23 protein-coding genes are annotated in these 24,083 nt (G+C 47.3%); 14 read left to right on the plus strand and 9 right to left on the minus strand.

Annotation, left to right across the window (positions count from 1 at the left end):
- Window positions 1–190, minus strand: a 190-nt coding sequence (locus tag BTR1S_RS11780) for a CotG/ExsB N-terminal domain-containing protein (protein ID WP_439951636.1), incomplete at its 3' end; no start/stop codon positions are given.
- 164 nt (window positions 191–354) lie between these two features.
- Between BTR1S_RS11780 and BTR1S_RS11785 the strand changes: the two genes are divergently transcribed.
- Window positions 355–1,437 (plus strand): CotH kinase family protein, encoded by a 1,083-nt coding sequence (locus BTR1S_RS11785; protein WP_006636771.1) that lies wholly within the window; start codon window positions 355–357, stop codon window positions 1,435–1,437.
- A 181-nt stretch (window positions 1,438–1,618) separates the two neighbouring features.
- Window positions 1,619–1,807: an aspartyl-phosphate phosphatase Spo0E family protein gene (locus tag BTR1S_RS11790; protein WP_006636770.1), complete on the plus strand. Its 189-nt coding sequence runs from the start codon at window positions 1,619–1,621 to the stop codon at window positions 1,805–1,807.
- 95 nt (window positions 1,808–1,902) lie between these two features.
- Here BTR1S_RS11790 and BTR1S_RS11795 read toward each other — a convergent pair whose 3' ends face one another.
- A complete protein-coding gene (locus BTR1S_RS11795; protein ID WP_006636769.1) occupies window positions 1,903–2,196 on the minus strand; it encodes a DUF3784 domain-containing protein in 294 nt (97 codons plus the stop codon).
- Between the two features lie 169 nt (window positions 2,197–2,365).
- On the opposite strand from BTR1S_RS11795, the gene BTR1S_RS11800 reads away from it, so the two are divergent.
- Genes BTR1S_RS11800 through BTR1S_RS11825 form a run of 6 tightly spaced genes read left to right on the plus strand, consistent with a single transcriptional unit; the run spans window position 2,366 to window position 4,275 of the window.
- Window positions 2,366–2,587 carry a spore germination protein gene (locus BTR1S_RS11800; RefSeq protein ID WP_006636768.1) on the plus strand — a complete coding sequence of 74 codons (222 nt, stop codon included), beginning with the start codon at window positions 2,366–2,368 and terminating at the stop codon, window positions 2,585–2,587.
- Between the two features lie 11 nt (window positions 2,588–2,598).
- Window positions 2,599–2,835, plus strand: a complete 237-nt coding sequence (locus BTR1S_RS11805; protein WP_006636767.1) for a spore germination protein GerPB — start codon at window positions 2,599–2,601, stop codon at window positions 2,833–2,835.
- Entirely contained in the window at window positions 2,832–3,446 is a 615-nt protein-coding gene (locus BTR1S_RS11810) for a spore germination protein GerPC (protein ID WP_006636766.1), read from the plus strand. Before BTR1S_RS11805 ends, BTR1S_RS11810 begins: the two co-directional genes overlap by 4 nt.
- Window positions 3,443–3,619 carry a spore germination protein GerPD gene (locus tag BTR1S_RS11815; protein WP_006636765.1) on the plus strand — a complete coding sequence of 59 codons (177 nt, stop codon included), beginning with the start codon at window positions 3,443–3,445 and terminating at the stop codon, window positions 3,617–3,619. Before BTR1S_RS11810 ends, BTR1S_RS11815 begins: the two co-directional genes overlap by 4 nt.
- Entirely contained in the window at window positions 3,619–4,002 is a 384-nt protein-coding gene (locus tag BTR1S_RS11820) for a spore germination protein GerPE (protein ID WP_006636764.1), read from the plus strand. The genes BTR1S_RS11815 and BTR1S_RS11820 overlap by 1 nt, the downstream gene beginning before the upstream one ends.
- Before the next feature lie 54 nt (window positions 4,003–4,056).
- On the plus strand, window positions 4,057–4,275 hold the full coding sequence (locus BTR1S_RS11825) for a spore germination protein (protein WP_006636763.1): 219 nt from the start codon (window positions 4,057–4,059) through the stop codon (window positions 4,273–4,275).
- An 83-nt stretch (window positions 4,276–4,358) separates the two neighbouring features.
- Here BTR1S_RS11825 and sbcC read toward each other — a convergent pair whose 3' ends face one another.
- The 6 genes from sbcC to modA all read right to left on the minus strand — a co-directional run bounded on the left by sbcC (window position 4,359) and on the right by modA (window position 17,744).
- Window positions 4,359–7,751: an exonuclease subunit SbcC gene (gene sbcC, locus BTR1S_RS11830; protein WP_029419007.1), complete on the minus strand. Its 3,393-nt coding sequence runs from the start codon at window positions 7,749–7,751 to the stop codon at window positions 4,359–4,361.
- On the minus strand, window positions 7,748–8,932 hold the full coding sequence (gene sbcD / locus BTR1S_RS11835) for an exonuclease subunit SbcD (RefSeq protein ID WP_029419008.1): 1,185 nt from the start codon (window positions 8,930–8,932) through the stop codon (window positions 7,748–7,750). Before sbcD ends, sbcC begins: the two co-directional genes overlap by 4 nt.
- A 69-nt stretch (window positions 8,933–9,001) precedes the next feature.
- Window positions 9,002–12,691: a helicase-exonuclease AddAB subunit AddA gene (gene addA, locus BTR1S_RS11840; protein ID WP_006636760.1), complete on the minus strand. Its 3,690-nt coding sequence runs from the start codon at window positions 12,689–12,691 to the stop codon at window positions 9,002–9,004.
- Complete coding sequence (addB, locus tag BTR1S_RS11845) at window positions 12,678–16,178, minus strand: helicase-exonuclease AddAB subunit AddB (RefSeq protein WP_029419009.1); 3,501 nt, start codon at window positions 16,176–16,178, stop codon at window positions 12,678–12,680. Before addB ends, addA begins: the two co-directional genes overlap by 14 nt.
- A 109-nt stretch (window positions 16,179–16,287) precedes the next feature.
- The gene (gene modB, locus BTR1S_RS11850) at window positions 16,288–16,944 is read right to left on the minus strand and encodes a molybdate ABC transporter permease subunit (RefSeq protein ID WP_006636758.1); all 657 of its coding nucleotides are present in this window, start codon (window positions 16,942–16,944) and stop codon (window positions 16,288–16,290) included.
- 8 nt (window positions 16,945–16,952) lie between these two features.
- Window positions 16,953–17,744, minus strand: a complete 792-nt coding sequence (gene modA, locus BTR1S_RS11855; protein ID WP_006636757.1) for a molybdate ABC transporter substrate-binding protein — start codon at window positions 17,742–17,744, stop codon at window positions 16,953–16,955.
- Window positions 17,745–17,927: 183 nt separating this feature from the next.
- Between modA and BTR1S_RS11860 the strand changes: the two genes are divergently transcribed.
- The 3 genes from BTR1S_RS11860 (at window position 17,928) to BTR1S_RS11870 (ending at window position 20,523) form a co-directional block, all read left to right on the plus strand.
- The gene (locus BTR1S_RS11860) at window positions 17,928–18,368 is read left to right on the plus strand and encodes a ferritin-like domain-containing protein (RefSeq protein WP_006636756.1); all 441 of its coding nucleotides are present in this window, start codon (window positions 17,928–17,930) and stop codon (window positions 18,366–18,368) included.
- Window positions 18,369–18,482: 114 nt separating this feature from the next.
- The gene (locus BTR1S_RS11865; protein ID WP_006636755.1) at window positions 18,483–19,175 is read left to right on the plus strand and encodes a response regulator transcription factor; all 693 of its coding nucleotides are present in this window, start codon (window positions 18,483–18,485) and stop codon (window positions 19,173–19,175) included.
- A complete protein-coding gene (locus tag BTR1S_RS11870; RefSeq protein WP_029419010.1) occupies window positions 19,156–20,523 on the plus strand; it encodes a sensor histidine kinase in 1,368 nt (455 codons plus the stop codon). Before BTR1S_RS11865 ends, BTR1S_RS11870 begins: the two co-directional genes overlap by 20 nt.
- A gap of 67 nt (window positions 20,524–20,590) precedes the next feature.
- Here BTR1S_RS11870 and BTR1S_RS11875 read toward each other — a convergent pair whose 3' ends face one another.
- A complete protein-coding gene (locus tag BTR1S_RS11875) occupies window positions 20,591–21,523 on the minus strand; it encodes a VanW family protein (RefSeq protein ID WP_029419011.1) in 933 nt (310 codons plus the stop codon).
- A gap of 204 nt (window positions 21,524–21,727) precedes the next feature.
- Between BTR1S_RS11875 and BTR1S_RS11880 the strand changes: the two genes are divergently transcribed.
- The 3 genes from BTR1S_RS11880 to BTR1S_RS11885 all read left to right on the plus strand — a co-directional run bounded on the left by BTR1S_RS11880 (window position 21,728) and on the right by BTR1S_RS11885 (window position 23,994).
- A complete protein-coding gene (locus tag BTR1S_RS11880; RefSeq protein WP_029419012.1) occupies window positions 21,728–22,975 on the plus strand; it encodes a cell wall-binding repeat-containing protein in 1,248 nt (415 codons plus the stop codon).
- Window positions 22,976–23,078: 103 nt separating this feature from the next.
- Entirely contained in the window at window positions 23,079–23,534 is a 456-nt protein-coding gene (locus tag BTR1S_RS21970) for an MFS transporter (RefSeq protein WP_081723740.1), read from the plus strand.
- Window positions 23,488–23,994 (plus strand): MFS transporter, encoded by a 507-nt coding sequence (locus BTR1S_RS11885; protein WP_081723741.1) that lies wholly within the window; start codon window positions 23,488–23,490, stop codon window positions 23,992–23,994. The genes BTR1S_RS21970 and BTR1S_RS11885 overlap by 47 nt, the downstream gene beginning before the upstream one ends.
- The last annotated feature ends 89 nt before the right edge of the window (window positions 23,995–24,083 follow it).

The following is a 24,083-nucleotide window of genomic DNA, read 5'->3' on the forward strand; positions in this document are numbered from 1 at the left end:
CGCTTTTATCATATTTTTTGCTTTTGTCATGATGCGGTTTTATCCCCCACCACAGATCCCAAATGTTAGAATCTTTCTTATTTTTTCCGCTTCCTGAGGATTCAGGCTCACGGTCCAAATATTGATCTCTTCCCTCGCTCTTCAGCTGGTCTACTGCTTTTTGAATATCATGATCATGGACACCACTCATCTTTATACCTCCTATCCTATCTTTTTATGTCCTGTTTTATCATACTCAAGGGCAGAGACAGGTGTACTGAGGCAAATGACTGTTTTGTTCAAACTTAGGCCGCCCGCTCCCGGGACAGGCTTTTTCCACATATAATATCCCATCTGAAAAAGGAGGAAATGATCATGAATGGTACTGTCTTGCCGGCCTTCAGGCTGTACATTCACCCAAACGAATTGAACAAAATAAAAAAAGACATTTGGAGCGACGAAGCTGTTCCCGGTGCGCTCCAAACCGGTACGGTACGCATTCCGGTCTTCGTTTCCTACAGAGGGGCGCACACCCGCGAATTGCAAAAGAAATCCTATTATATTCAATATCGCAAACAAACAAAAAGAAAAGAGTCCGAATTTCACTTAAACGCTGAGTTCAACGATCCTTCCTACATTCGCAATCGACTTTCTTTTCATTTCTTTGACAAAATCGGGGTGCTCGCCCCATCAGCTTCCCATGTGTTTCTTTCTATCAACGGAAAACAAGAAGGCGTCTATTTAAAAATAGAGTCGGTTGATGATACATTCTTAAAGAAGAGAAATTTAGAAGACGGTGCAATTTATTATGCCGTTGATGACGATGCCAATTTTTCTTTGCTAAGCTCTTTTGACAAACAGGCGAAGAAAAACCTGCTTCAGGGCTATGAAAGAAAATGCGGATCGAGCAGGCACGACAATGTTTTACAAGAATTGATCTACTTTATTAACACCGCAAAAGACGAGACATTCGCAAAGGAGATCAAGCGCTACCTTGATGTCAAACAATATTTGTTGTGGCTGATCGGAGTCGTGTGCACGCAAAACTTCGACGGATTTGTTCATAATTATGCTCTTTACTTCAATGAAAAGACGGGGATATTCCAAATCATCCCTTGGGATTGTGATGCGACATGGGGACGGAATATCAACGGTGAAGATATGAAGCACGACCGCATTCCGGTGACCGGCTATAATACATTATCAGCAAGGCTCCTGGACATTCCATCCTTTAAATCACAATATTTCGCTTTGATGAAACATGTCCTGCAGCATGAATTTACGATCAGCCGGCTTTCGCCCTGTCTGACAAAATGGCATGCCGTCCTAGCCCCTTACCTTGAACAGGACCCTTATACAAACATTACCTCCGCTCAGCTGGAAGATGAACAAAAACAGATTTTCCATTATATCGAAAAAAGAAAACGTTATCTGTTTTTATCACTTTCCAGGCTTTAAAGAGACGGTCTAGTTTATGACTCTTGCTTCAGCGCAGAAAAAAATGTCGCATTTTTTGTCATATTGACGAAAAAAATCCTTTCAACCCAAAATGGAGTATACTATCAGTATCAACTTTTTTAAATTGTGAAAAAGCTGATCCACCGGCTCAAAATACAAGTGAAAGTTGGAGACTGCCATGATGAACAAAAAAATTGAAGCAAAACGATTGGACTTGATTGAAACCGCCGAAAAATTCGGGATCAATTCCAAAGAAGCCATTCGCTGCAGCCAGGAATTGGACAACTTGCTGAATCAAAAAATGCAAAAGCATGAGAGCGGCTTGCAGCTTGAAGATGTCTTTAAAACGAGCGGCCGCCGCTCTTCCTAAAAGCGCCTGCCCGAGCAGTCAGATGGCGCCCATTTCACCGGTAGAGTCTGTCGTATTAGCACCGGTTTTTTCTGATTCACAATTTTCGTTCACGATCAATCAACCAATGTTTTTTGAACGTAGATGATCGTGCAAACGCCGTATGCAATAATTGCCGAAGGTGTAAACGACTCCTGATACGGGATGTGGACTAGACCGTTCAACAATAAGAAAAAACCGCTGTTCAGAAAGAAATATCCAGCCGTTACAGCCAGCTTATCTTTATCTCTGATTCTTGACTGCTGAAAACCTCTCAACATCCAAACTTGTTTTTTTACCCCGACAGCATAGGCAGTCACCATAAAAAGCAAAGCCAGCAAAATGAAATGATATTGAAACTCGACATACATATAAACTTCCGCTCCTCATAACAAACATATACAGTCTTTTTACGCTTTCACACGATAGAAGTTTCATCGTCCCGCTTTTTTATTTAATCACAGGAAGCGCCCAATCCTCATAAGATATGATGTATAGCCCATTAGAGATGTTTGAATCAATGGAAAAGGGTGTGCCTTAATGCCAGCGATTGTCGGAGCTTTTAAAGTAAATGCCGTAGGTTCAAGCGGGGTTGTTCATATCGGGGACTGCATCACGATCTCTCCTTATTCAGAACTGAAAACATTTGCCGGCGCCGGAAGCTTTATTACCGGAGACGGAACCGTCATATACAACCAAAACAGCATCACCCGCACTTTTGACAACGATCTGATCGATCAGCCGGTCGCAGGAAATCTGTAAGGAGTGAGGTCATGAACTTCTATATTAATCAAACGATACAAATCAATTACTTAAGAGTAGAAGGAATCAGCAACTCTTCCGTCTTGCAGATCGGGAGCGCCGGTTCAATTAAAACGCTTTCCAATTTGTATAATACCGGAAGCTATACTGAAGCGGCTCCGCCCGTAACAGGAGAGGTTCCTACCCCATTCTTTGTCCCCCTTCAGTCTCCTTCGGCAACAGGAGTACGCGGAGGTGAAAGCTCATGAACCAGCAGCACCCGCCATATTCACAAAACATTTACAGCTACTTGCAGCAGCAGGCCGCACAAATTCAACAGCTTGAAAGACAGATCTCCGTAATTCAGGCAGAGCTGAACAGCCTGAAGGAAAATCCGGGAACAAGAATTGACCGGGTTGAATACAAATTTGACCAACTAAAAATCGAACGCCTGGAAGGAACCCTCAACATCGGGCTCAATCCGGCGGATCAGGAACATGTCGAAAACTTCGAAATCGGCCAGCATCCGCCGGAAATCGGGATGCTCCAACAGGAAATGAACGGTCAGCTGATCCAGCATGCAAGACAGCTTGTTGACGCTTATTTAAACGAAGAAATCCCCCATCACCTGGAACAGCTGGAAAACCGGTATGACAGCAAGCTGGATGATACAAACCGGCACCATATCATTGAAGACATCCGAAAACAGGTAGACAGCCGCATCCGCTATTATGCCAAGCATGTAAAAACCGAAGAATCCGCTTCACCGAGGGAGCAGGCGGAAAAGCTGGCCGAACATGTGAAGCGCGATATCATCCGGGCGATTGAACATTTTCTAAAAGCGATACCTGATGAAATGAAAGGAAATGAAAACGAATGAATTTTACTGTTGTAAACCGCTGTTTGGACGTAGGCAACATTAAAATCACCGGGGTTTCAAGCTCCTCCGTTTTTTTAATCGGAGATACAGAATCCATTTCGCTCTCATCGATTTTTGATACGCCGCCGGAATCTCTTATCATCGGGGCAATCACCCCGCTGGCGCCTGAATAATGCTGAATAGAACTTCCAAAGTGAAATTCTTAAAATTGCAGTTTGTCGGGGCCGGCAGCACGCTTCAAATCGGTGATTCAGAAGAACTGTTTTTCAGGGAAAAGGTTCTCGCCATCCAACGCTATCTTGCTGATTATCTGGGGAATGAAGGCTCTTTTAAACAGGAAGATTATCAGCTTTTCCAACAGCCTGTCCCCCAACCGCTTCCGGAAACAGGCGTATGTTCCGCGTTTTTCCATGAAAACCCGGTCATTCGCGTGAGAGCCATCAAGATTCAAAGTGTTTCTTCTTCATCAACTGCCCATATAGGATCAACCCGCAGCATAGATACCGACACAAGGATCAAGCATATTCGAAACCTCCCCCCTAGGAATTCACAATAGCGAAAAGGCCCGCATATACTGTCTCGAGACTTCTAAAAAGGGTGTCGATCAATCATGCCAGCAATTGTCGGACCTATCAAGATCAACTCTATATCAGGGGGAGTAGTAAATTTCGGTGATTCCTTTTACCTTTCTCCAAAAAGCACTTCAAAATCCGCACTTGGTTCAGGTGCCGGAAATACAGGAGATTTCCTAATCGTGAACAATGGTTTAAATGCTACAAATTATATAGACCCCGATGTCAGCGACTCGGATGTTGTCGGAAATGCATAAAGCAGCCTCATTCATACAGAAGGAGGCTGCTTTTGAATTGATGCATCCGCTCTATCATTTTAATCTTAGCAGCGAAAAACATGTCAAATCATTTCAAGCGATACGGCAGTTCCTCTGCCGCTCGGCTCTGCCGGCTGGACGATCAATTTTTTCGGCAGTCTAGCCCTGAGCTCCTGGACGTGACTGATCACACCGACTGACAGATTGTCGGATTGGAGTTTTTCCAACGCTGTGATCACCGTATCCAGCAAGTCTTGATCAAGCGTTCCAAACCCTTCATCCAAAAAGAAGAATTGCAGCGGGTATTCTCCGCGAAGCTGGATTTGAGCGGATAAAGCAAGCGCCAGCGCAAGGGAAGTCAGAAAGGTTTCACCGCCGGACAAGCTCGTGACCGGACGCTTGACTCCGCCGTTGGCATCATCCCTCATGACAAATCCGCCTTCCGAATCGACCTCAATCGCATACCGCTGTCTCGTCAGTCCGCCGAGTCTTGCCGACGCATCTCTTGTGACGCTTTCCAGCTGTTCTTCGGCCAAATATTCGACAAAGCTGTTCCCTTTAAATACAGCTTGAAGTTTATCAAGCCGATCGATATGAGTCTGCCACTCTTTCAAGGAAGCTTCAAGCGCCTTAAATCTTTTATGGTTCTCGCGCATTACATTCAGCGCTTTTACCGCCGCTCCTTTTTCCTCAAGCGCCGCGGTGAATGCTTCCTCTGCGCGCTGCTTGCGAATGGCCGATTTTTCCCATTCTTCCTGGGAAAGCGATCTGCCTCCGAGCTTTTCCTCGATCCGCCTGACATTTGATTTGCATTGTTTTGTTTGATCCCAGTACGTTTGGATGTCTTGTTTCAAACGGTCAAGCTCCTCCTGGTCCATGATGTGCTTTTTGACATCGGCGGCATCTTCAAACATTGTGTGTTCAGCCTTTTCCGTCCAGATGCCGGACGCTTTTTTCAGCCTTGCCGAAGCTTCCCGCAATGCGAGCTCACAGCCCTTTGTCCGGGCGCTCAATTGGTTCGCTTGCGACTCTGTCTCCTTCAGCTGATCGTATAGCGTCTGATCGCGTTCATTCAGCTCTTTCAATTGTGTCTTCACATCTTGCAGCCGTTGATCAATGGCGGCTGTGTGAGGGTAATCTTTGAGCTCTTTTTGATATTCGCTTATTTCTTTTTTCAGGCTTTCAATCAGATAATGGAGATCAAGCCGTTCTTTATCGAGCGTATACAAGCGCTCTGCCAGCTCTTCTTTCTGCTGTTCATGTTCTTGCAGAAAGCGGACGCTTGTTTCAATTCTTTTTTCATAATCCTCTGCCGCAAGGTCCTTTTCTTCAATCGATTTTTGCCATTGTTGAGCCTGCTCATATGACAGGCTGTCAAATTGTTCGTGAAAGCTGTTTTCCAGCTCGTCCAGCGAATCGCTGAGCTCGCCGACGCGGCTCTGAAGCCGTTCCCGCTCTTTTTCTTCATAGCTGATCCGTTCGCGAATCTGCTCGCGTTTTTTTGATGCTTCCTTGTAAGCGGTGAGGAGCGTAGACATGCGGCTTTTGATGTCAGCGAGGTCCTGCTTGATTCCCTTCCATTCAAAACCGATGTGGCGGAAGCGTTCGGGTATGTCCGTTTCTTCAAATGCGGCGGCAACTTCCGGCATGCCAGGCTCGCTTCTCATTAAAAATCGGCATTCATTGATAAGATGGTCAGACTGCTGTTCAAGCGCCACTTTTGCTGAAAGAAATTCCTGGGCAAGCCCTGAACCTGCTTCAATCATGCTTTCAACTTGCCGCAATTCCGCTTCCATCTCTTTTATCGAGATGTTTTCCACATTGGTATGGGCGGGTTTTTCATGCAGGATGGAACCGCAGACAGGGCATGGCTCTCCTTTTTTAAGCTGTTTTGATAATTCTCTTGTCAGCTCGTCCGTTCTTGCATGTTCACGTTTGGCAGATAAGTCATCCCGCTGTTTGGCAGCAAGATTGACGGTTTCAGACAGGGCGCGTTCCGTCTCGCAAACCATCGCATAAGCCCGTTCGACCGCGGCAAACACCGCTTGGATATGTTCTTCTTCTGTTTTGATCCCGCGCTCAAGCGTTTCCTGTTCTTTCTGAAGCCGGCTGATCACGGCCTGCTGCTTGTTCAGCCTCTCTTGTTCCGTCTCGGTCTCCTTTTTGCGCTGCCCGATTTGAAATGCAAGCTGATTGGCGTACGTGCAATTTTTTCGCTCTTCACTGGATACCTGAACAGACTTCAGTTCGGCCTTCAGCTGATTCTGCCTCGCTGTCCCCCGCTCCAGCAGATTTTTTACCTTTTCCAGTTCTTCAGTTGTCTTTTTGATGTCTTTTTCTTTTTCCATCTTCTCACGAAGTTTCGCATCGGCTTCTGTTTGGACGGCGAGGCGCTTTTTTTCGATCTCTTTGAGAGCTGTCAATTGCTCCTCTTGCTTCAAAAGCTCTGGTTCTGTTTCCTTTTTGATGCTCCTGAAGGTTTCGTATTCCTGATGCGCTTTCTCATGAAGAACTTCATATTTTTGCAGTTCTTCCCGGGCCTGCTTCTCTTCCTTCTCGGCGCGCGCCGCGTCTTTTTGTGCGTCAAGATATGCATCAGCGTAAGGTTTCAGCGTGTTTGCGGTTTCGGCAAGACGCAGGCTGTTTTCTTTTTCCGCCATCAGGTCCTTTTGTTTCAGGAGTTCTTCTTCCTCTTTGAGATATCCTTCTTTTTCCTTTTGCAGATTCCAAATCTCCTGACATTCGGTAAAATGCTGAATCTCACTGTCCCGTTCAAGCCGTTTGCTTTGCAAAGCGTGTTCAGCTTCTTCAAGATGCTTTTCCGCACGCTTCAGCGCCTCGCTATCGGCTTCTCCAAGGCCCGCTTGTTCGGCAAGCATTTCATTTTTTTTCGCCTGAGCTGCCTGCACCCGTTTTTTAAGTTTTTTCACAAGCCTGTCTCCATACTGCTCAAGATTGAAAAGACGCTGAAGCATCTGTCTGCGGTCTGCTCCTTTTAAAGAAAGAAATTCAGCGAATTTTCCCTGTGGAAGAACGACCGCCCTCGTAAAATCATCGATCGTTAAGCCGAGCAGCTCTTCGACTTTGCGGTTGACTTCATTTGCTTTATCAGCCAACACGATCTGTTCTTCCTTCATTTCAATGAAGCGGCATATGGAGGTTTTCACTTTTGTGGCGTCCGTTCGTTTAAAGACGCGTTCCACTTTATAGGCCGTCTCATGGCCGGTTTGCAGCTTAAACGTGAAGGAAACGGCAAGCTCGTCCTCAGCATGGTTTAAAATGCCGTGCGTGTTATTGGCCGCCCGCTCTACTTTTCCGTATAGAGCCAATGTCATCGCATCCAAAATCGATGATTTTCCGCTTCCGGTCGGCCCGAATATGCCAAATACGCCTGCACCGCACAGGCTTTCGAAATCAATCACCTGTTCCTCCCTGAAACTGTGCAGCCCTTTTATGGACAGGGAAATCGGCTTCATATGTCATCCCCCTCTTCCAATTCCGTTCCTGAGGCAAGCTCCAAAAACAGTTTTACGGTCTCTTCATCGGGAACCGCCCCGCCGGTCTGTCTTTCATAGAACGTTTTAAACCTTTCTTCAATCGGGACATGGCGGGACTGAACCGTTTGTTCGGCTGACGACAAAGTGTCATGAAAAACAGGACGAATGTGAATGATTCCTTGATGCGCTTTTCTCAATCGATGAATCTCTTCAATCGAAAGCTGGTCTGTCAGATGGATTTCAAGGTCGATCCAGGCGTTTTTGTCACGCTCTTCTTCAAGCCATCTGTACACTTGCGAGATCCCTTCCGTCGCCTTCCATTTCACAAGCGGTTTTCCGCTCGACAGGAAAATTTCTTTCCACTCTGCCGGCCCGCCCGGTTCGGCTTCCACAACTGTGACCGATTTAGCATATCCGGCTTCTGAAAAGCTGTAGGCGAGCGGAGAACCGGAATACCTGGCAAGCGTGCGGGCGCGTTTGATCGTCTGCGGGCGATGCAGATGCCCGAGCGCCACATATGCGGCTGTTTCAGGCAGGCTTTCCGCAGCCACCGTATACGCGCCTCCGACTTCGATCGGCCGTTCAGAATCAGTCTGGCTGCCGCCGGCGACATAAATGTGGCTCGCCGCGATCTGAACGGCATCTTTTCTGAACTTTCGGCTCATATGCTGGAAGGTCTGTTTTATTTTTTCGTCGTACTGATCGCGGAGCAGCTTTTCATCAAATGTTTCAGACAGCACTTCATTCAATCTTGATTCAGAAGGATATGCGAGCGCTGCGACAGAAAGAAATTCCCCTGAAGAAGGAATTTCTATGTCTACAGGCTCTGCCTGCGGATATCCGATCAGATGAATCCCGTGGTCTGTCGTTAACGGAGATGCCGCTGAAAGGCGGTCAGGATTGTCATGGTTTCCGGCAATGACCACGACAGGCCGCTTACCTTTATCAGATAAAGCAGAGAGGCTTTCATAGAACAGCTGTTCCGCCAGAGCAGGCGGGTTTACAGTATCAAAAGCGTCCCCGGCCATGACAATGGCATCGATTTTCTCATCTCTTGCGATCATTGCAAGTTCATCAAGAAAGTCCTCCTGCTCTTTCAGGCGGCTTCTTCCTTCAAGCGTCTTTCCTAAATGCCAGTCCGCCGTATGTAAAATTCGCAAGCTTTTTCACCTCTCTTTTGATCAAAAACCTCCCCCGCGCCCTAGGCTTGGGGGGAGCTCAATATGTCGTCAAAACATTAGCACATGGCAGCCGTCAAAAAAGTAAAGGGCCTTTCCTTTCAGAGGCGTCTTCAACATCGTTTCGACGGCCCGCGCATAGAGATTGATCTGTGTTTCATAGCGTTTTCTCAGTATCGGCTCCGCTCCTTCAAAGCCGCTTCTAAATTTGCCGTGTATCCGGTCTGTTTTGTAATCGAGCAAATAAAATCCATCATCCGTCTCAAACAAACAGTCAATAATCCCCTGAATCAATACAGGTTCATCCGCTGTGTTCATGCCGGGATATACGTCCTGGGCGGGCAGCGTCATATTGAAGGGAACTTCCCGTTCAACCCGCCGGGCGCTCAGCAGTTTTTCACCTATGTCCGTTTCGAAAAACGCGAGAATATCGTCTTCTTCGATCGCCGCACGCTGATCTTCTGTTAAAAGCTCTTTCTCGACAAGCCTGTCAAGCAGGCGGCCAAGCTCATCCGCTTGCGGGGCATGGGTCAACGGGAGGTGCTGCATGACCGTATGCATCGCCGTTCCCCGTTCGGCAGCCGTCAGCCCTTTCGCCATCATAAAGGAAGGCCTTTTGAACAATACAGTCTCTTGTGCCGGGCGAATCAATGATCGGTCGCCATATTCATCCTCATATTCCTTCTGCCTTTTGATTTCGGAGACAGACTGTTTTGTGCGGATGCGGGACGCGTCTTGATAAGGGTATGACCATGTCAGCCTCTCGCGCACTTCCTCCTCATAATCAAATGGTCCATCGATCGGCAGCCCTTTTTTAATCAGTGACAGCCGGTCATGCTTTTCCTCCTCGGTGTGAGCCTGATCTTCAGCTTCAAGCTCTGCGGAAGAGATCCAGCTGATCGTAAAACGGGACGGATGATGATAGATTTCATCATTCGGCGACGGTAAATCGTCAGACATATCCCTGTGCCGCATTAATGCGGGCCCGATAAAATCGAGATAGGATTTGGCCTGAAAACGTTCAAAATCAGGCAGCAGCCATTCGGATCGGGAAGCGGAAGACCGCCATTTTGCCAATAGCTTTTCCTTGTCCTTCGCCGTACCGACCAAAAACAGCTTTTCCTTTGCCCGGGTTAGGGCGACATACAGGACGCGGAGCTCTTCTGATAAAAGCTCGCGGCGCATTTTTTTCTTCATTGCGATAAGCGGCAGCGTCGGATAACTGATCCGCCATTTTGGATGGATAAACTTTGTCCCGAAACCGAGCTCTTTATCAAGCAGATATGATTTGTTTAAGTCCATCATGTTAAAATTCCGGCCAAGTCCTGCCGTAAATACGACTGGAAACTCAAGCCCTTTGCTTGAATGAATCGTCATCAGCCGGACGACGTCTTCCTGTTCGCTCAAAGCTCTTGCGGTTCCGAGATCATCGCCCCGCTCCTGCATTCGTTCTATAAATCTCAAAAAGCGGAACAAGCCGCGAAAGGATGTCGATTCATATGATCTGGCCCTGTCGTAAAGCGCGCGCAAGTTGGCCTGCCGCTGCTTTCCGCCCGGCATTCCGCCGACATAATCCAAATACTTCGTATCCCGGTAAATTTCCCAGATCAGCTCAGCCACTGAATGATGTTTTGCATATGTCCTCCACTTTTTGAGGAGCCGGTCAAAGCGGCTCAGCTTTTCATTAAGGGTGTCATCCGGGTCGGACGAGGCGATATACGCTTTCAGCGCTTCATAAAAAGGAGCTTTTTTATCCCTGATTCTGATCAGGGACAGCTCATTTTCATCAAGGCCGACAATCGGCGATCTGAGAACGGATGCCAGCGGGATATCCTGGTATGCATTATCGATTATCTTCAGCAGCGAAAGCGTGACTGCGACTTCTGTCGCTTCAAAATAGCCTGTTGACAAATTCGCGTAAACCGGAATTCCCTGCTGTTTGAATTCATCCATGATCTGCGGCGCCCACGGCATTGACCGCAATAAAATCACGATGTCGCGGTACTCGATGTTTCTCGTTGTTTTCGTTTTGCCGTCATACACTTGGAATTTCCCGGATATCAGCTCGCGGATCCGTCCTGCCATGGCCCTCGCCTCAAGCTGAACCGTTTCCAGCTCTTCCGCCTCTTCATCCGCGCTGTTTTCCTGATTTTCAATCATCAGCACTTCCGTTTTTGTGCTGTCATTTGGAGGATATGACGCGCCGAGCTTTAATTCTGCCTGCTCGTCATAGTCAACTTCGCCGACCTTTCCCCCCATAAGCTGCTTAAACAGAAAGTTGGTGCTGTCTAAAATGTCGGAACGGCTTCTGAAGTTTTTATTTAAATCGATTTTCTGTCCGGCGCCTGATCCATCATCTGTAAACCGTTTATATTTTGAGAGGAATAACAGCGGCTCAGCCAGGCGGAATCGGTAGATCGACTGCTTGACATCGCCCACCATAAAGAGATTTCCCTCATGCTCCTCCTTGGCGACCAGCTTTAAGATGGCCTCCTGGACAAGGTTTGTATCCTGGTACTCATCGACAAGCACTTCATGGAACTGATGCCGGTAATGGGCCGCAGCTTCGCTCGGGACCGTTTCCCCCGCTTCATTTTTCTTTGTCAAAATCGCCAGACAGTCGTGTTCAAGATCGGAGAAATCGACGATGGCCTTTTCTTTTTTCACCGCCTTAAAGCGTCTGCCGAATTCGATGACAAGCTTGACAAGCGTCTTGATGACGGGCTTCATCTCCTTCAAACTTGCCAAATGCTGATCAGGAGTCCGCGTGAAATAATCGGTTTTCAGCTTTTCCAGCTGTTTTTTCGCACTGTTTCGCAGCTCTGTCGCTTCTTCGATTAAAGACGGCTCGAATTCATCTCCTTTGCACGGCTTTGCCCGTTGAAATGAAACGGCGGACACAAGCTTATAAAGCGCCGCGAAATCATCCTGATGCCTGATCAGATTGTCGATCTGCGCCAAATCATCGAGAAAGTTTTCCGCGCGCGGCGCAGGGCCTCCCGGCTGTTTTGCCAGCTCAAGCGCACGGGCCAGCTTTTCCCGCACACCTTTCAGAGCGAGTTCGACATCTTCCTTGATATAAGGATAAAACGGCAGTGCTTCTACCTTCGCGTCAGCATCTGCGTCATACAGCTCGACAAACTTTTCAAGCCAGGATTCCGGATCGGGATGAGAGCGGGAAAACTCATAGACCCGCTTCACCAGGTACTGCAAATCCAGATCATGGCGGTCTGTCGTATATCGATCAACCAGTTCAAAAAAAGCCGGATCGCCTTTTTGATATTCTTCCTCAAACAGCTCGTCAAGCACTTCATCGCCAAGCAGCTCTCCTTCTGTCTGGTCGGCGATCCGAAAGGCCGGATCAACGTCGATCATATAATAATATTTGCGAACGACCTGAAGGCAAAAAGAGTGCAAGGTTGAAATGCTTGCCTTGTTCAGCAAGGAAAGCTGCCTGCGCAAATGAAGGGAGCCGGGATGTTCGGCAAGCTCCCTTTCAAGCGCTTCACCTATCCTGTGCTTCATTTCGGCTGCGGATGCGTTTGTAAATGTGACGACAAGCAGCCGGTCGACATCGATCGGGTTATCCTCGGCCGTAATTTTCCGGATGATCCGCTCGACAAGGACAGCCGTTTTTCCGGAACCGGCGGCCGCCGCGACAAGAATGTCCCGTCCGGATGAGACAATCGCTTTCCATTGATCATCCGTCCATGTGCTGTTCTTCGGCTTAGCCATCTCCATTTGCCTCATCCTCCTTTTTCAGCCAATCCAATATCACATTGTCTTTTTCCGGCTTCAATACCCGGTACTCATTCTCCTCAAGCGATTCGTCAAACTGGCAGAATGATTTGAAAGAACAAAATGTGCACGGGGTCCTGTCTTTTAATTTATAAGGCTCGATCGCCACTTTACCGTCTGTAATCTCCTCGCCGGCTTTTTGAAACGTCCGGCGGATGTGGTGTCTTAATAAGTGAAAATCTTCTTCTCTGACGACCGCAGAATCCGAACGGAGCGAACCGTCTTTTTTCAAGCCTGCGCTGATGATGTCGGACCTGCCCTGTTCAAGGGTGGTGTCCATCAGCTTGATGGCTTCCTGGTCTCCCAGCAGAAGCCCTTTCATCTTAAATTTCTTAAATATTTCTTTTTCAATCTCATCCAGGCCGAGCGGTGCGGAGGCCTGAATCATCGGATCGTGCACATGAAAATAAAGAACTCCGGCCGGCGAGGCCTTCATCCCGAGCCAATCCGCCGAATGGGTGATGGACAAATCAAGATATGTCAGCATTTGCAGCGCAAGGCCGTAATACACTTCAGCCAGATCAAGGCCTTTATCGCTTGATTTGTAATCCACGATTCGCAGCAGCAGCCCTTTTGAGCTCTCGGCTTTATCCACCCGGTCAATCCGGCCGACAAGCTCCATTGTGCAGCCGTTTTTAAGAGTAAACCGCATCGGAGGAAGCGGACCTTTTCCGCCGAAGCCAAGCTCGAGACCGACGGGAGCAAACCCGCTCGCTTTCGCATGCTCGCTTAAAATGCCGGATACCCGCGCGATAATTTTTTGCAGCTTTTGCTTCACATAGTGGTGACGGTTTGAGCTGAGCAAAATCTCTTTTTGCAGTTTCGGCGCGAGCCGTTCTACCGCATCGCTTGATAGTGCATCACATTGTTCTTTCGTCAAGTCGCGCCAATCGAGCTTCAGTTCATGAAGACGGTCTGAGATCAGCTTCAGCGCTGAATGAAACAGCTGGCCGATATCCGGAGCTTCAAGTTTGAAAAATTGGCGTTCCTTCAGCTTTAAGCCATGGGAAGCAAAGTGGGAAAACGGACAGGCTTTGTACATTTCCATCCGCGACACGCTCCCCTGGATGTGCTCCCCGTACAGTTCCCGGCTTACCCGCTGATTGAGAGTGTGAACTTTGTTTCGGAAAAACAAGCTCGACAGGACATTTTGTGAAAATCGCCGATCAGGCTCATCCATCAAAAAGTTGTATGTACTCCACCATACATCGCTGATCGCGTACTGTCTCGACCAGATCCCGAGCTGCCCCGCCAAATAGCTTAAAGCAGTGCTTTTATTGACGAGAAATTCAAGCTGTGCCTCATCATCCAGCTGTTCCGGTTCGTTGGCGAGCATCTTCTCGGCATGATCCGGAAACAGTTCGTTTAACCGCTTCACAATAGTTGAGGGAAGCAGCGTTTTCCCTTCGGCATCTGCGATCGGATATGAAACATAGAGCTGATGAGAAGGGCTTGAGAGCGCCATGTAGATCAAATAATTTTCATCAAGCAGCTGTTCTCTTCCCGTTGCCGCAAGCGCCGCCCCGTTTCTTTTCAGCCACTCCCTGTCGTCATCTGTCAAAACCCCGTCATCGGTCGGCCTTGCCGGCAGGATGCCGTCGTTTGCCCCGATGAGAAACGTGCATTTGATACCGTACATTCTGGATAAATCCATATTGCCGATAAACACCTGATCAAGCGCAGGCGGAATCAGCGAGAATGTTAACGACTCCAAACCGGTTTCGATCATTTGCTGAAACAAGGAAAACGATATGCGCTCGTCCCCCATCATTTCCACAAACTCGTCCAATAATTGAATGACGGCGTCCCAGACCTGTTCATGCTGTCTTGATTCCTCGATCCGGCCGCTTTCTTCGGCAATCCGCCTTTCCTCTTCAAGCTTCAGCGGAATATCGGCCTCTTCAAGATAGAGATAAACGGCTTCAGCCATTTCCCTCACCGATCCCGCTTTTTTCAGGCGTTTTTGCAGGCGGTGAACAGGCGGCACAATCCAGTCCTTTAATTCATTGAGCATGTTCTCAGTCTCAATTTCCCGGTCGGTCTGTGCAAAGTCCTCATCCAATGAAGTATATCTTCTGTAAACAAACGGTTCACTGCTTGTCCACCTGTTCCCTTGAATACCATAAGCAATGCAATAGTTTTCTAGCTGGTCTACCTGTTCCCGCACCCGTTCCTTCGGCTTGTCCCCGGGGAATAAAAGCTCTGTTTTGATGCAGCGGAATACCGCTTCATATCTCCAGTTTCCTTTAATGATATCAAGTGTTGAACGAATCAGTTCGATCAGCGGATGGTTCCGCATGGACTCTTTGCCGTCTATGAAAAACGCAAGTCCGTAATCTGTAAACACTTCTTTGATCGCGTCTTGATAATCTTCAAGATTGCGGGCGATCACCGCGATATCTTTCAGCCTGAACGCGCCGCTGCGGACCAGGGAGCGGATTTCCCTGGCGATCCCTTCAATCTCGGTTCTTCTGTTAGCCGCCTGCATGATGCGGAAAGACTCTATTTTTCCTGTGTACGCGTTTGCCGGCCTTTCATCAAAATAACGCTCCACATGTTGCAGCTCCGGCGCGTGCTTATGCCGTTTCGCTTCTTCCAGGCGGATTTCTGACACATCAAGGCCGAGCTCCCGTGCTTTTTGGTGAAGATCAAAATATGCCTTTCCCGTCATCCGGAAAAGATGCAATTCATGCGGTATGTTTCCTGTAAAGGGCCGATCCGCCGTCAAAGAAAATGTAATCTCCGGCGCATGTGCCATCAGCTGTTCAAGGACGAGCATCTCCTGCGGGGTGAATTGGTGAAAACCGTCCACATAAATGGAAGCTTCCCTGATCTCTTCGGCATGCGGAATCTGTTCCGCCAAGAGTGTCAAATAATCTTCTGACTGAACATATTGATCTTTGAGGCTTTCTTCCATCTTGCTGTACAAAATATAGAGGTCGTGGAGCTTGTCGGAAAGAATCCGTTCATCCTCATATTCCGACGTCCCGCTTCCCTGCATAATCTCGCGAATGCTATCTGGCGTCAGGCAGTGCCGTTTAAACTCGGTCAGCATTCGTTCAACCTGCTCCGTAAAACCGCTTTTGTCACTCGCGTTTTGATACACTTTAAACTCATCCTTATGCTCTTCGATCAATTTGCGAAGCAGCATTTGAATGCCGGTTCCCGTCAGAAACGGACGGTTCATGCCTCCCGTGCGCTGGAGGATTCGCCAGGCAAGCCTTGAAAAACTGTAAACCTGGGCGCGGATCGTCCCGCCCAAATCAGGAGTTTTACTAAGCTCATATTCCATTAAAAACGTCATCTGATCCGGGACTAGAAAAATGATCGGTTTCCCGAGCGGGTCATGGCGAAGCTTTTCTCTGATGTCATCCAAGATAAAGGTCGTTTTCCCACTCCCGGACCTGCCTGATAAAAAAACTGCTCCCACTATGTCCGTCTCCTTTCTGTCTTCATTACCTTTCTATTCTATCGAATCATCTAGAAAATAACCATTCTTCAAAACTGGAAAAAACCGTATGAGCGCTATTCCCATACGGTTATTTTTGTTTAAACTGTACAAAAAACAGCATCAAGAACGAGATTACCGCAATTGAGGCCACCCACAGCCATGCCATCGTCATATTCCCCGAATCAATCGCCAAATAGATTGCCGTTGGAACGGTTTCCGTCACTCCGGGAATAATGCCGGCAAACATAAGCGTCGCCCCAAACTCGCCCAGCGCCCTGGCAAAACTGAGCACGCTGCCTGTGATCATCGCGTTTGACGCAAGCGGCAGGGTAACGAATAAAAACACCTTCCATTCATTTGCGCCATCAACCCTTGCCGCATCTTCTATTTCACGGTCAACACCCAAAAAACCCGATTTCGCCGACTGGTACATCAGCGGAAAAGCGACGACTGCCGCTGCGATCACCGCCGCCCACCATGTGAAAATCACCGGCGCCTGAAACACTTTTTCAATCAAGCGGCCGATCACGCTCTGTCTGCCGAATATCACGATTAAGAAGAAGCCGACGACGGTCGGCGGTAAGACGAGCGGCAGCATCAAAACCGTTTCGATGACAGATTTGCCTTTGAACCTTTTATGCGCCAGCATTCTCGCCGCAACCGCGCCGGTTATGACGGCAATGACGCCCGCCGCGGCAGCCACCTGGACGGAAATCCTGATCGGGGAAAGAAATTCCTCAAACATCCCGGTGATCAGCCCTTCTTAAATCCGTACTTTTCCATCTTCTGAATCGCCTGATCGCTTTGCAAAAATTTGTAGAACGCTTCAGCTTGCTCTCTATGCTTCGTTTGTTTCACAATGCCGAGCGGGTAAATGATCGGAGTGTGCAGCTTAGAAGCGGCGGTTTCCGCTACCTCCACCTGATCGGAAGTGAGGGCATCCGTCCGGTACACGACACCTGCGTCCGCATTGCCCGTTTCAATGTAGGAAAGCACTTGTCTTACATCCTTGCCGTAAACGATTTTAGATTGAACCTTTGACCAGAGATGAAGGTTTGTCAATGTTTCCTTCGCATATTTTCCGGCGGGAACTGATTCAGGCGTGCCAATCGCAAGCTTTTCGACTCCGCTTTTCGTCAAATCTTCGAAGCCGCTGACCTGCTGGGCTTTCCCTTTTGGAACGATCAGCACCAATGTGTTTTCAAGCAGCTTGACGGAATCAATCTTTGAAATTAAACCTTTTTCAACCAGTCTATCAAATTTGTCTTCCGCAGCCGAAAAAAACAGATCTGCCGGAGCTCCCTGTTCAATCTGCTGCTGGAGTGCTCCTGATGAACCAAAGTTAAACTTAACGCTGACATTTGGGTGATCCTTCTTATAGTCAGCCGCAAGCTCAGTCATCACGTCCTTCAGACTCGCGGCCGCAGAGACCGTAAGCTGAACATCTTCAGACTTTCCTTTTCCTGATGCGTCTTTTTCAGCCTGGCAGCCGAAAAGCAAAAACGCTAAAATCATGGTCATTCCCAGTAAAAACGCCTTTTTCATCAATCTCACTCCAATTTGTATGTAAGTACTTCGACGCTAAAATCCATTTTACGTCAATCTTCATTTTTTTTAAATAGATTCAATTCATCTGACATAATTGACACTTTTTCTCCGGCACATGCAGACGCTTCCGCTCATATACTGACAGGGCGATAACCATGAAAAAGCATGAGGTGATGCAGGATGTGGCATGTTCCACCGTATAATCCCGCCTTCCCCGCCAGGCAAAACAGCCGGCTGATTAAAGATATTGGGAAAGCGATAAACGGCGAACACAGCGCGGTCATATGCTACCAAAAACTCGCGCAAATGGCGGCAAATCCCGAAATTAAAAAACAAATATTAGAGATCAGACAAGACGAAATCCGTCATTTTAATACGTTTCTAGCGTTTTATACTTCTCTGGCCGGCAGAAAACCGGATATTAAAATAACCGAACCCTGTCCAGCTCAATACCAAGCAGGTTTGGAATTCGCTTTTAAAGATGAACAGGAAACGGTCGACTTCTATTTAGAGACGTCAGATCACGCACAAGACCGGAAGATCAAAGAGGCATTCAAACGTGCGGCTGCCGATGAACAAAACCACGCTGTCTGGTTTTTGTATTTTATGACAAAACAGTAGAGCGTACTCCTTTTCAACTGACTGCGGTGAACTTGATCAATATACCCTTATAGGGTATATTTTAACAATATGACAATCTTTTTTCACTTCAGTCAGTAAAGAGGTGCTGAAACATTGAACGTTTTATTGGTAGATGACGAAATCCGGATGCTTGATCTGCTTGAGCTTTTTTTGGAAAACTTTACATGCACGAAAGCCGCTTCCGGTAAAGAAGCGCTTGCTCTGATTGAACAGCACGCTTTTGATTTGGTCATCCTCGATGTGATGATGCCTGAGATGGACGGCTGGACAACCTGTGCGAAAATCAGGAAGATCACAAACGTTCCGATTATCATGCTCACCGCAAAAAACGGACAGGACGACATCGTCAGGGGGTTGACCGGGGGTGCCGACGATTATTTAACAAAGCCGTTCAGTGAAAAAGTTCTTCTCGCCAGAATTGAAGCTGTATTAAGAAGAACAAAGCGGCAGACTGAGATTCACTTTCACGGGTTAATCTGGAATAAAGAAAGACATACGCTCCATATCAACGATCGGGAAACCGGCATCACGCCAAGTGAATTTGAATTGCTCGGCGTCCTCCTGAATCATCAGGATCAGGTGCTGGCGAGAGACCAATTGATAGAAAAGATTTGGGGATTTGACGCCGATATTGATACACGAACGGTCGATTCACATATGAGAAATCTGCGAAACCGCCTGAAAAAAGCGGGCTTTCCCGTGCAGAATTATCTCCAGACCGTCTACGGTGTCGGCTATAAATGGTCGAGCAAAGGAATCAGGTATCATGAAAAGCATTTCGTTTAAGCTGGCGGGGGCCTTCTTCATCTTCACCCTCTTTATCGAGTCCATCCTGTTTGTCACTTTGTATTCCTCAATTGTCAATACAAGAATAAACGATGAAATTCACGCCTTGCAAAAAAGGGGCAACAGCCACAGGGACGTCTTGGAAAAGCATTTTGACCAAAGGACGGTCGAACATGTCGCCTTGATGGAAACAGAAGCTGAGACGAACGTCATCATCACGGACAAAAACAGACACATTCTTGCCCAGTCCGTCCCGGGGGATATGACAGAGCACCTTCATTTCGAAGAAAAGAACATCCCCAGATCCGGCACCGCCTTGTCATCACATTGGAATACAGCAAAATACATCTGTGCGATCAGCCCTATAATGAAAGATGGAAAAACGATCGGCTATGTGTTTATGTATTTGGAGACGTCTTCCATACAGACTTTAGTACAGAGCATCACAAAGCGCTTTATCATCTGTTTCGGTTTAACAGGTATTTTTACGGTCATCGCCATCTTTCTGTTCAGCCGGTTTTTGACAAGACCGATTATCATGATCAAAGAAACGACCGAAAGCATCATGAACGGCCAACATGATATTTCACTCGATATCAAAAGGAATGATGAACTGGGGGAACTCGCCGCTTCGATCGAAAACCTTTCCTCCGGCCTGAACCGGCTGCAAAAAGAACGAAATGACTTTCTATCAAGCGTTGCCCATGAACTGAGGACGCCGATTACGTATATTAAAGGCTACACTGATATTGCAATGAGGGATAAGCTTGACGATGCCGCCAGACATCAGTATTTATCCATTATTAAGGAAGAGACGGACAACCTTGCCCGGCTGGTCGATGATTTATTTTTGCTGACAAAGCTGAAACAGCCGAGCTTTACCATCCAAAAAAAGCGGGTTCACCTTCATACATTTATTAAAAAAGAAGTGCAAAAATCGCAAATCGCTTTTTCCGAAAAACAAATCGGCCTTTCTTTTTACATTCCGAAGAATTTGTATGTATCACTTGATGAAAAACGATTCTCTCAAGTGATGACAAATCTCTTGAATAATGCCCGCCATTATTCAGATCCTGATACGGAAGTCACTGTCACAGCATGGAAATCAAAAGACGAGATCATCATTACGGTTGCTGATGAGGGCTGCGGGATTCCCGAAGAAGAACGCAGCTATATATTCGAACGCTTCTATCGCATAGAAAAGTCAAGGTCGAGACAAACCGGCGGAACAGGGATGGGACTCGCCATCGTAAAAGAAATGGTTGAGCACCACGGCGGCTTGATCACAGTGAACGGCAGATATCCGAAAGGAAGCGAATTTATGATCAGGCTGCCTGCAGAGAAATAAGCCGGCCATTGTACTCTGCATATTAACCGATGCATGAAAGAGCTCTGCACAAACAAGCAGGGTCTGTTCAATCAGCGGATGATTCATGATATGGATCATCTTTTTTCTCCGTTGGCAACCGGGATGGAGCCTTTGGAACATCCCGCATCTCGTTCTTAATCACGTCTGAGGAGTAAAGCATAACGGCCATGCTTCCTCCATATTGTTTGGCCCGAATCAATACCGGCTGATTATATTTGTTTTGGAAGCGAAAATCTGGTCCGTTCCAGCTTACCGTAGCATCACGACCGGGCGGAACATACGGGACACGCCTGCTGTGGGAATAGCGCTGAACGATTTTCAGTCCTGCACGATCGACTGCATTATACAAAGTTGAGGATACTTGGCAAATGCCTCCCCCGACCCCTTCGGACAATTCACCTTTAACGATAATAGGAGCACTCATGTACCCCTTTTCCTCGGTTCTCTTTCCTACAACCCGGTTAAAGGAGAATGTCTCACCAGGGAAAACAACGTGATTGTCAATGGCCTTGGCGGCAAGTGAGATATTGTGTGAACGGCTCTTATTGCCCGAATTAAAATAAGTCACATATCGACCAATCTGCTGCACTCGGATGTGAGCAAGCAGCTCACTGTCAACTTTCGGATAAATATTCAACTCCGGGACTTCCACTTTAGAGGGACCGCTCCCGAAGAAATAGGTATAAAACTGCTCTTTAAACGCCTGTCGATAAAGCTTGTAGCCCCCCTTTCCCGGGACGATTCTTCCCTTGTCGTTGATGATGGCATTTATAGGGGCCCGGTAAATTTGTTGATCCAGCTGATCGATAAACGCACCGTATTTTTTGTCATCAATGATTGGAGTTCCTGGAAAAGGCATTGTAAAGTTTTCACGGTTCACTACGGCAATCGGCCGTCCTTGTTGGGTGATCGTCAAACTGTCAGGCGGATCAGCAGGCTGCGCCAATAGCAAAAGACCGGTTATCCATATTTTCATCATAAGTCGGTATCCCTCCCGACAATAGTATGAACAGTAGCCTATCCATTCATGTATCTCCTCCCTTCAAATAGCGGATCAACAGAACATTCACCATTTCAATACGTAACCTAAATCTTTAAATATCATTCAGGCTTCTGCACCGGTTTTGCACATTTTGCGGTTATACTATGGGACATATGCTGAATCAAGAAGGAGGTAATCCAGGTGAAAAAGACATCCGGCTTTCTGTTGATCATGCTGATCACCGCAATCGTGCTGGCAGCATGTCAAAATTCAGAAACTGGCCACGAGAAAAACCATCATGAGCATCAAATGAATGCCCATTCCGTAAAAGAAGACAAAACAGCCGCTTCCCTCCCAACGGAATTCAACAATCAAGCGGCCGAAGGATTAATCGTGAAAGACACAAAAAACACGACAAGACTGAACGCCAATACACCTGAAGAATTAAGCATCATGACATCGCAAACAGTCTGGCCCGCCACCCATAGACAGAATCGTCCTGGAGCGGTTATTTTGGTTTCCGGAGATTCCTGGCAGACCGTTCTTGCAGCGGCGGATCTGATTCATCACCCGAATAACGGACCAATGTTAATCACAGACCATGACAAAATTTCAGACAACATCCGCAAGGAAATAAAGCGGTTAAATCCGACCGGCGCCTCTGACGGCACCCAAATCATGGCCATTGGAAATATTGACAAAAAAGCTCTTCAGAAGCTTGATTCTTATAAAGTAAAACAGCTGAAGGGCAACAATCCGGCTGAACTGGCAAAAGAAATTGACAAAGAATATGCGGGCGCAGGGGATGAATACCCAAAGAGCGTCATCATCGGCTCGTCAGAGAATGATGCAGAGCTTTATACACTGCCGGCGGTAAACTGGATCGCTCATATGCCTGAACCGATATTGTATGTGGATAAGAGCGGCATCCCCGAAGAAACGGCAAAGGCATTAAAGAAAAGAAACGGTAAAGCAAACATTTACATTCTTGGACCGGAAACAGCGGTTTCTAAAAAAACGGAAAAAGCATTAAAAGAATACGGAACAGTCAAAAGAATCTCGGGAAGCAATCCTGTGGCCAATTCGATTGCCTTTGCAAAATATAAAGATAAAAGCACCAATTTCGGCTGGGGCATCACTGCTCCCGGACACGGTTTATCTTTTGCGTCGACAGAGACGCCTGACCTTGCTCTCGCAGGTGCTCCTTTTTCTCATTTAGGAAAACATGCGCCTTTGCTTGTATTGAAAAATGGACAGGCTGACCGCTCTATTTACAGCTTTTTGTCGGACATTCAGCCGTCCTTTCAGAATGACCCGCAGGACGGGCCTTACAATCATGCCTTTATTCTCGGAACTGAAAACGAGATCTCTTTTCAGACCCAGGGAATACTTGACGACATACTGGAAATTAAATCGGCTGAAGGCGGACATTCCGGCCATTCATCTTAAAAAGAGAAGGCTCTTCAAAAGGGCCGTCTCTTGTTTTTTGCCTATCTAAAACCAAATACCGTAAAAATTGATCCATCCTTCTTCATTCTCGGCGGCCGGATTTATGATCGCTGACAATGTATGGCTTTTTGCCCTTTTTTATATGTTGAACGGAATCGGGGGAGCGCTGTACATTCCCGCACAGCGCGCGCAAATTTCAGACTGCACTGAAAGCGCGATGCGGACGGAAGTGTTTGCCGCGCTTCATGTCATTGAGGGCTTTGGTGCGGCGGTCGGCCCGATCTCAGGTCTTGCCGTTTATTCGTATCATCCCGCCTTGCTTTTCGGTTTTCAGGTTTGCGCGTTTTCACTTTATTGGCTTGTCGTATATTTTAGGCTGCCTGAGACGCTTCCGTCAAAAAGCCAAAAAGAGATTTTACAAAAAGAAAAACCCGTTTTCATCCAGGACATGCTCCTTCATCATCGTTCCGTCCTGCTTCTGATGCTGTTTACGATCCCGGTCAGTCTCCTATATGCTCAGCTTGACAAATTACCGGCTTTATTTGGCAGAGCTTTTTGAAAACTTCTTATTTATTCTTGCTTCTTTTACAGTCTGTCACGCCCTGCTTGGCATTGTCCTGCAAATTCCGCTCGTGAAATGGACGGAAAAGCTGAAAATGAACACGGTTGTTATCATCTCATACGGCTGCTTTGCTCTTTCGGCAATCGGCTTTGCTTTTGCTTCTTCTCCGGCTTGGCTGCTCTTGACCACAATCGTTTTTACGGCTGGAGAAAGCGTGCTGTTCAATCACGTTCAAGCCTTCGTCTCAAAGATCGCACCTTCCCATATGCGCGGCAGATATTTCGCGTTTTACGGGCTTCACTGGGATATTTCCCGGACAATAGGACCTTTTTTAGGCGGGGTGGTCCTCATCCGCTGCGGCGGAGCTGTTCTTTTTCTATCGTCCTGTGCAGTTGTGGCAGCCGGAGGAGCCGCTCAATACTTTGCTGTCAAGAAATTGGAGAAAGCGGCCGAATGAAGTTGAAAAAACCGGGTATTTTATAGTACCTGGTACTAGTATAAAGTGCTATAATAAGGGCGATATTCTTCTTTAAATTAGGAGGCATT

The organism is Bacillus sonorensis NBRC 101234 = KCTC 13918 (assembly GCF_001592005.1).
GTDB classification, from domain to species: Bacteria; Bacillota; Bacilli; order Bacillales; family Bacillaceae; genus Bacillus; species Bacillus sonorensis.

Excerpts from the sequence above, each read along its gene's own strand:
- BTR1S_RS11790 (WP_006636770.1), top strand. The coding sequence starts at position 1,619 with ATGAACAAAAAAATTGAAGCAAAACGATTGGACTTGATTGAAACCGCC.
- BTR1S_RS11885 (WP_081723741.1), top strand. The coding sequence starts at position 23,488 with ATGCTCAGCTTGACAAATTACCGGCTTTATTTGGCAGAGCTTTTTGAA.
- BTR1S_RS11785 (WP_006636771.1), top strand. The coding sequence starts at position 355 with ATGAATGGTACTGTCTTGCCGGCCTTCAGGCTGTACATTCACCCAAAC.
- BTR1S_RS11815 (WP_006636765.1), top strand. The coding sequence starts at position 3,443 with ATGAATTTTACTGTTGTAAACCGCTGTTTGGACGTAGGCAACATTAAA.
- BTR1S_RS11800 (WP_006636768.1), top strand. The coding sequence starts at position 2,366 with ATGCCAGCGATTGTCGGAGCTTTTAAAGTAAATGCCGTAGGTTCAAGC.
- BTR1S_RS11805 (WP_006636767.1), top strand. The coding sequence starts at position 2,599 with ATGAACTTCTATATTAATCAAACGATACAAATCAATTACTTAAGAGTA.
- modB (WP_006636758.1), bottom strand. The coding sequence starts at position 16,944 with ATGTTTGAGGAATTTCTTTCCCCGATCAGGATTTCCGTCCAGGTGGCT.
- modA (WP_006636757.1), bottom strand. The coding sequence starts at position 17,744 with ATGAAAAAGGCGTTTTTACTGGGAATGACCATGATTTTAGCGTTTTTG.
- BTR1S_RS11820 (WP_006636764.1), top strand. The coding sequence starts at position 3,619 with ATGCTGAATAGAACTTCCAAAGTGAAATTCTTAAAATTGCAGTTTGTC.
- BTR1S_RS11810 (WP_006636766.1), top strand. The coding sequence starts at position 2,832 with ATGAACCAGCAGCACCCGCCATATTCACAAAACATTTACAGCTACTTG.
- BTR1S_RS11870 (WP_029419010.1), top strand. The coding sequence starts at position 19,156 with ATGAAAAGCATTTCGTTTAAGCTGGCGGGGGCCTTCTTCATCTTCACC.
- BTR1S_RS11795 (WP_006636769.1), bottom strand. The coding sequence starts at position 2,196 with ATGTATGTCGAGTTTCAATATCATTTCATTTTGCTGGCTTTGCTTTTT.
- BTR1S_RS21970 (WP_081723740.1), top strand. The coding sequence starts at position 23,079 with ATGATCGCTGACAATGTATGGCTTTTTGCCCTTTTTTATATGTTGAAC.
- BTR1S_RS11825 (WP_006636763.1), top strand. The coding sequence starts at position 4,057 with ATGCCAGCAATTGTCGGACCTATCAAGATCAACTCTATATCAGGGGGA.
- sbcC (WP_029419007.1), bottom strand. The coding sequence starts at position 7,751 with ATGAAGCCGATTTCCCTGTCCATAAAAGGGCTGCACAGTTTCAGGGAG.
- BTR1S_RS11875 (WP_029419011.1), bottom strand. The coding sequence starts at position 21,523 with ATGATGAAAATATGGATAACCGGTCTTTTGCTATTGGCGCAGCCTGCT.
- BTR1S_RS11860 (WP_006636756.1), top strand. The coding sequence starts at position 17,928 with ATGTGGCATGTTCCACCGTATAATCCCGCCTTCCCCGCCAGGCAAAAC.
- addA (WP_006636760.1), bottom strand. The coding sequence starts at position 12,691 with ATGGAGATGGCTAAGCCGAAGAACAGCACATGGACGGATGATCAATGG.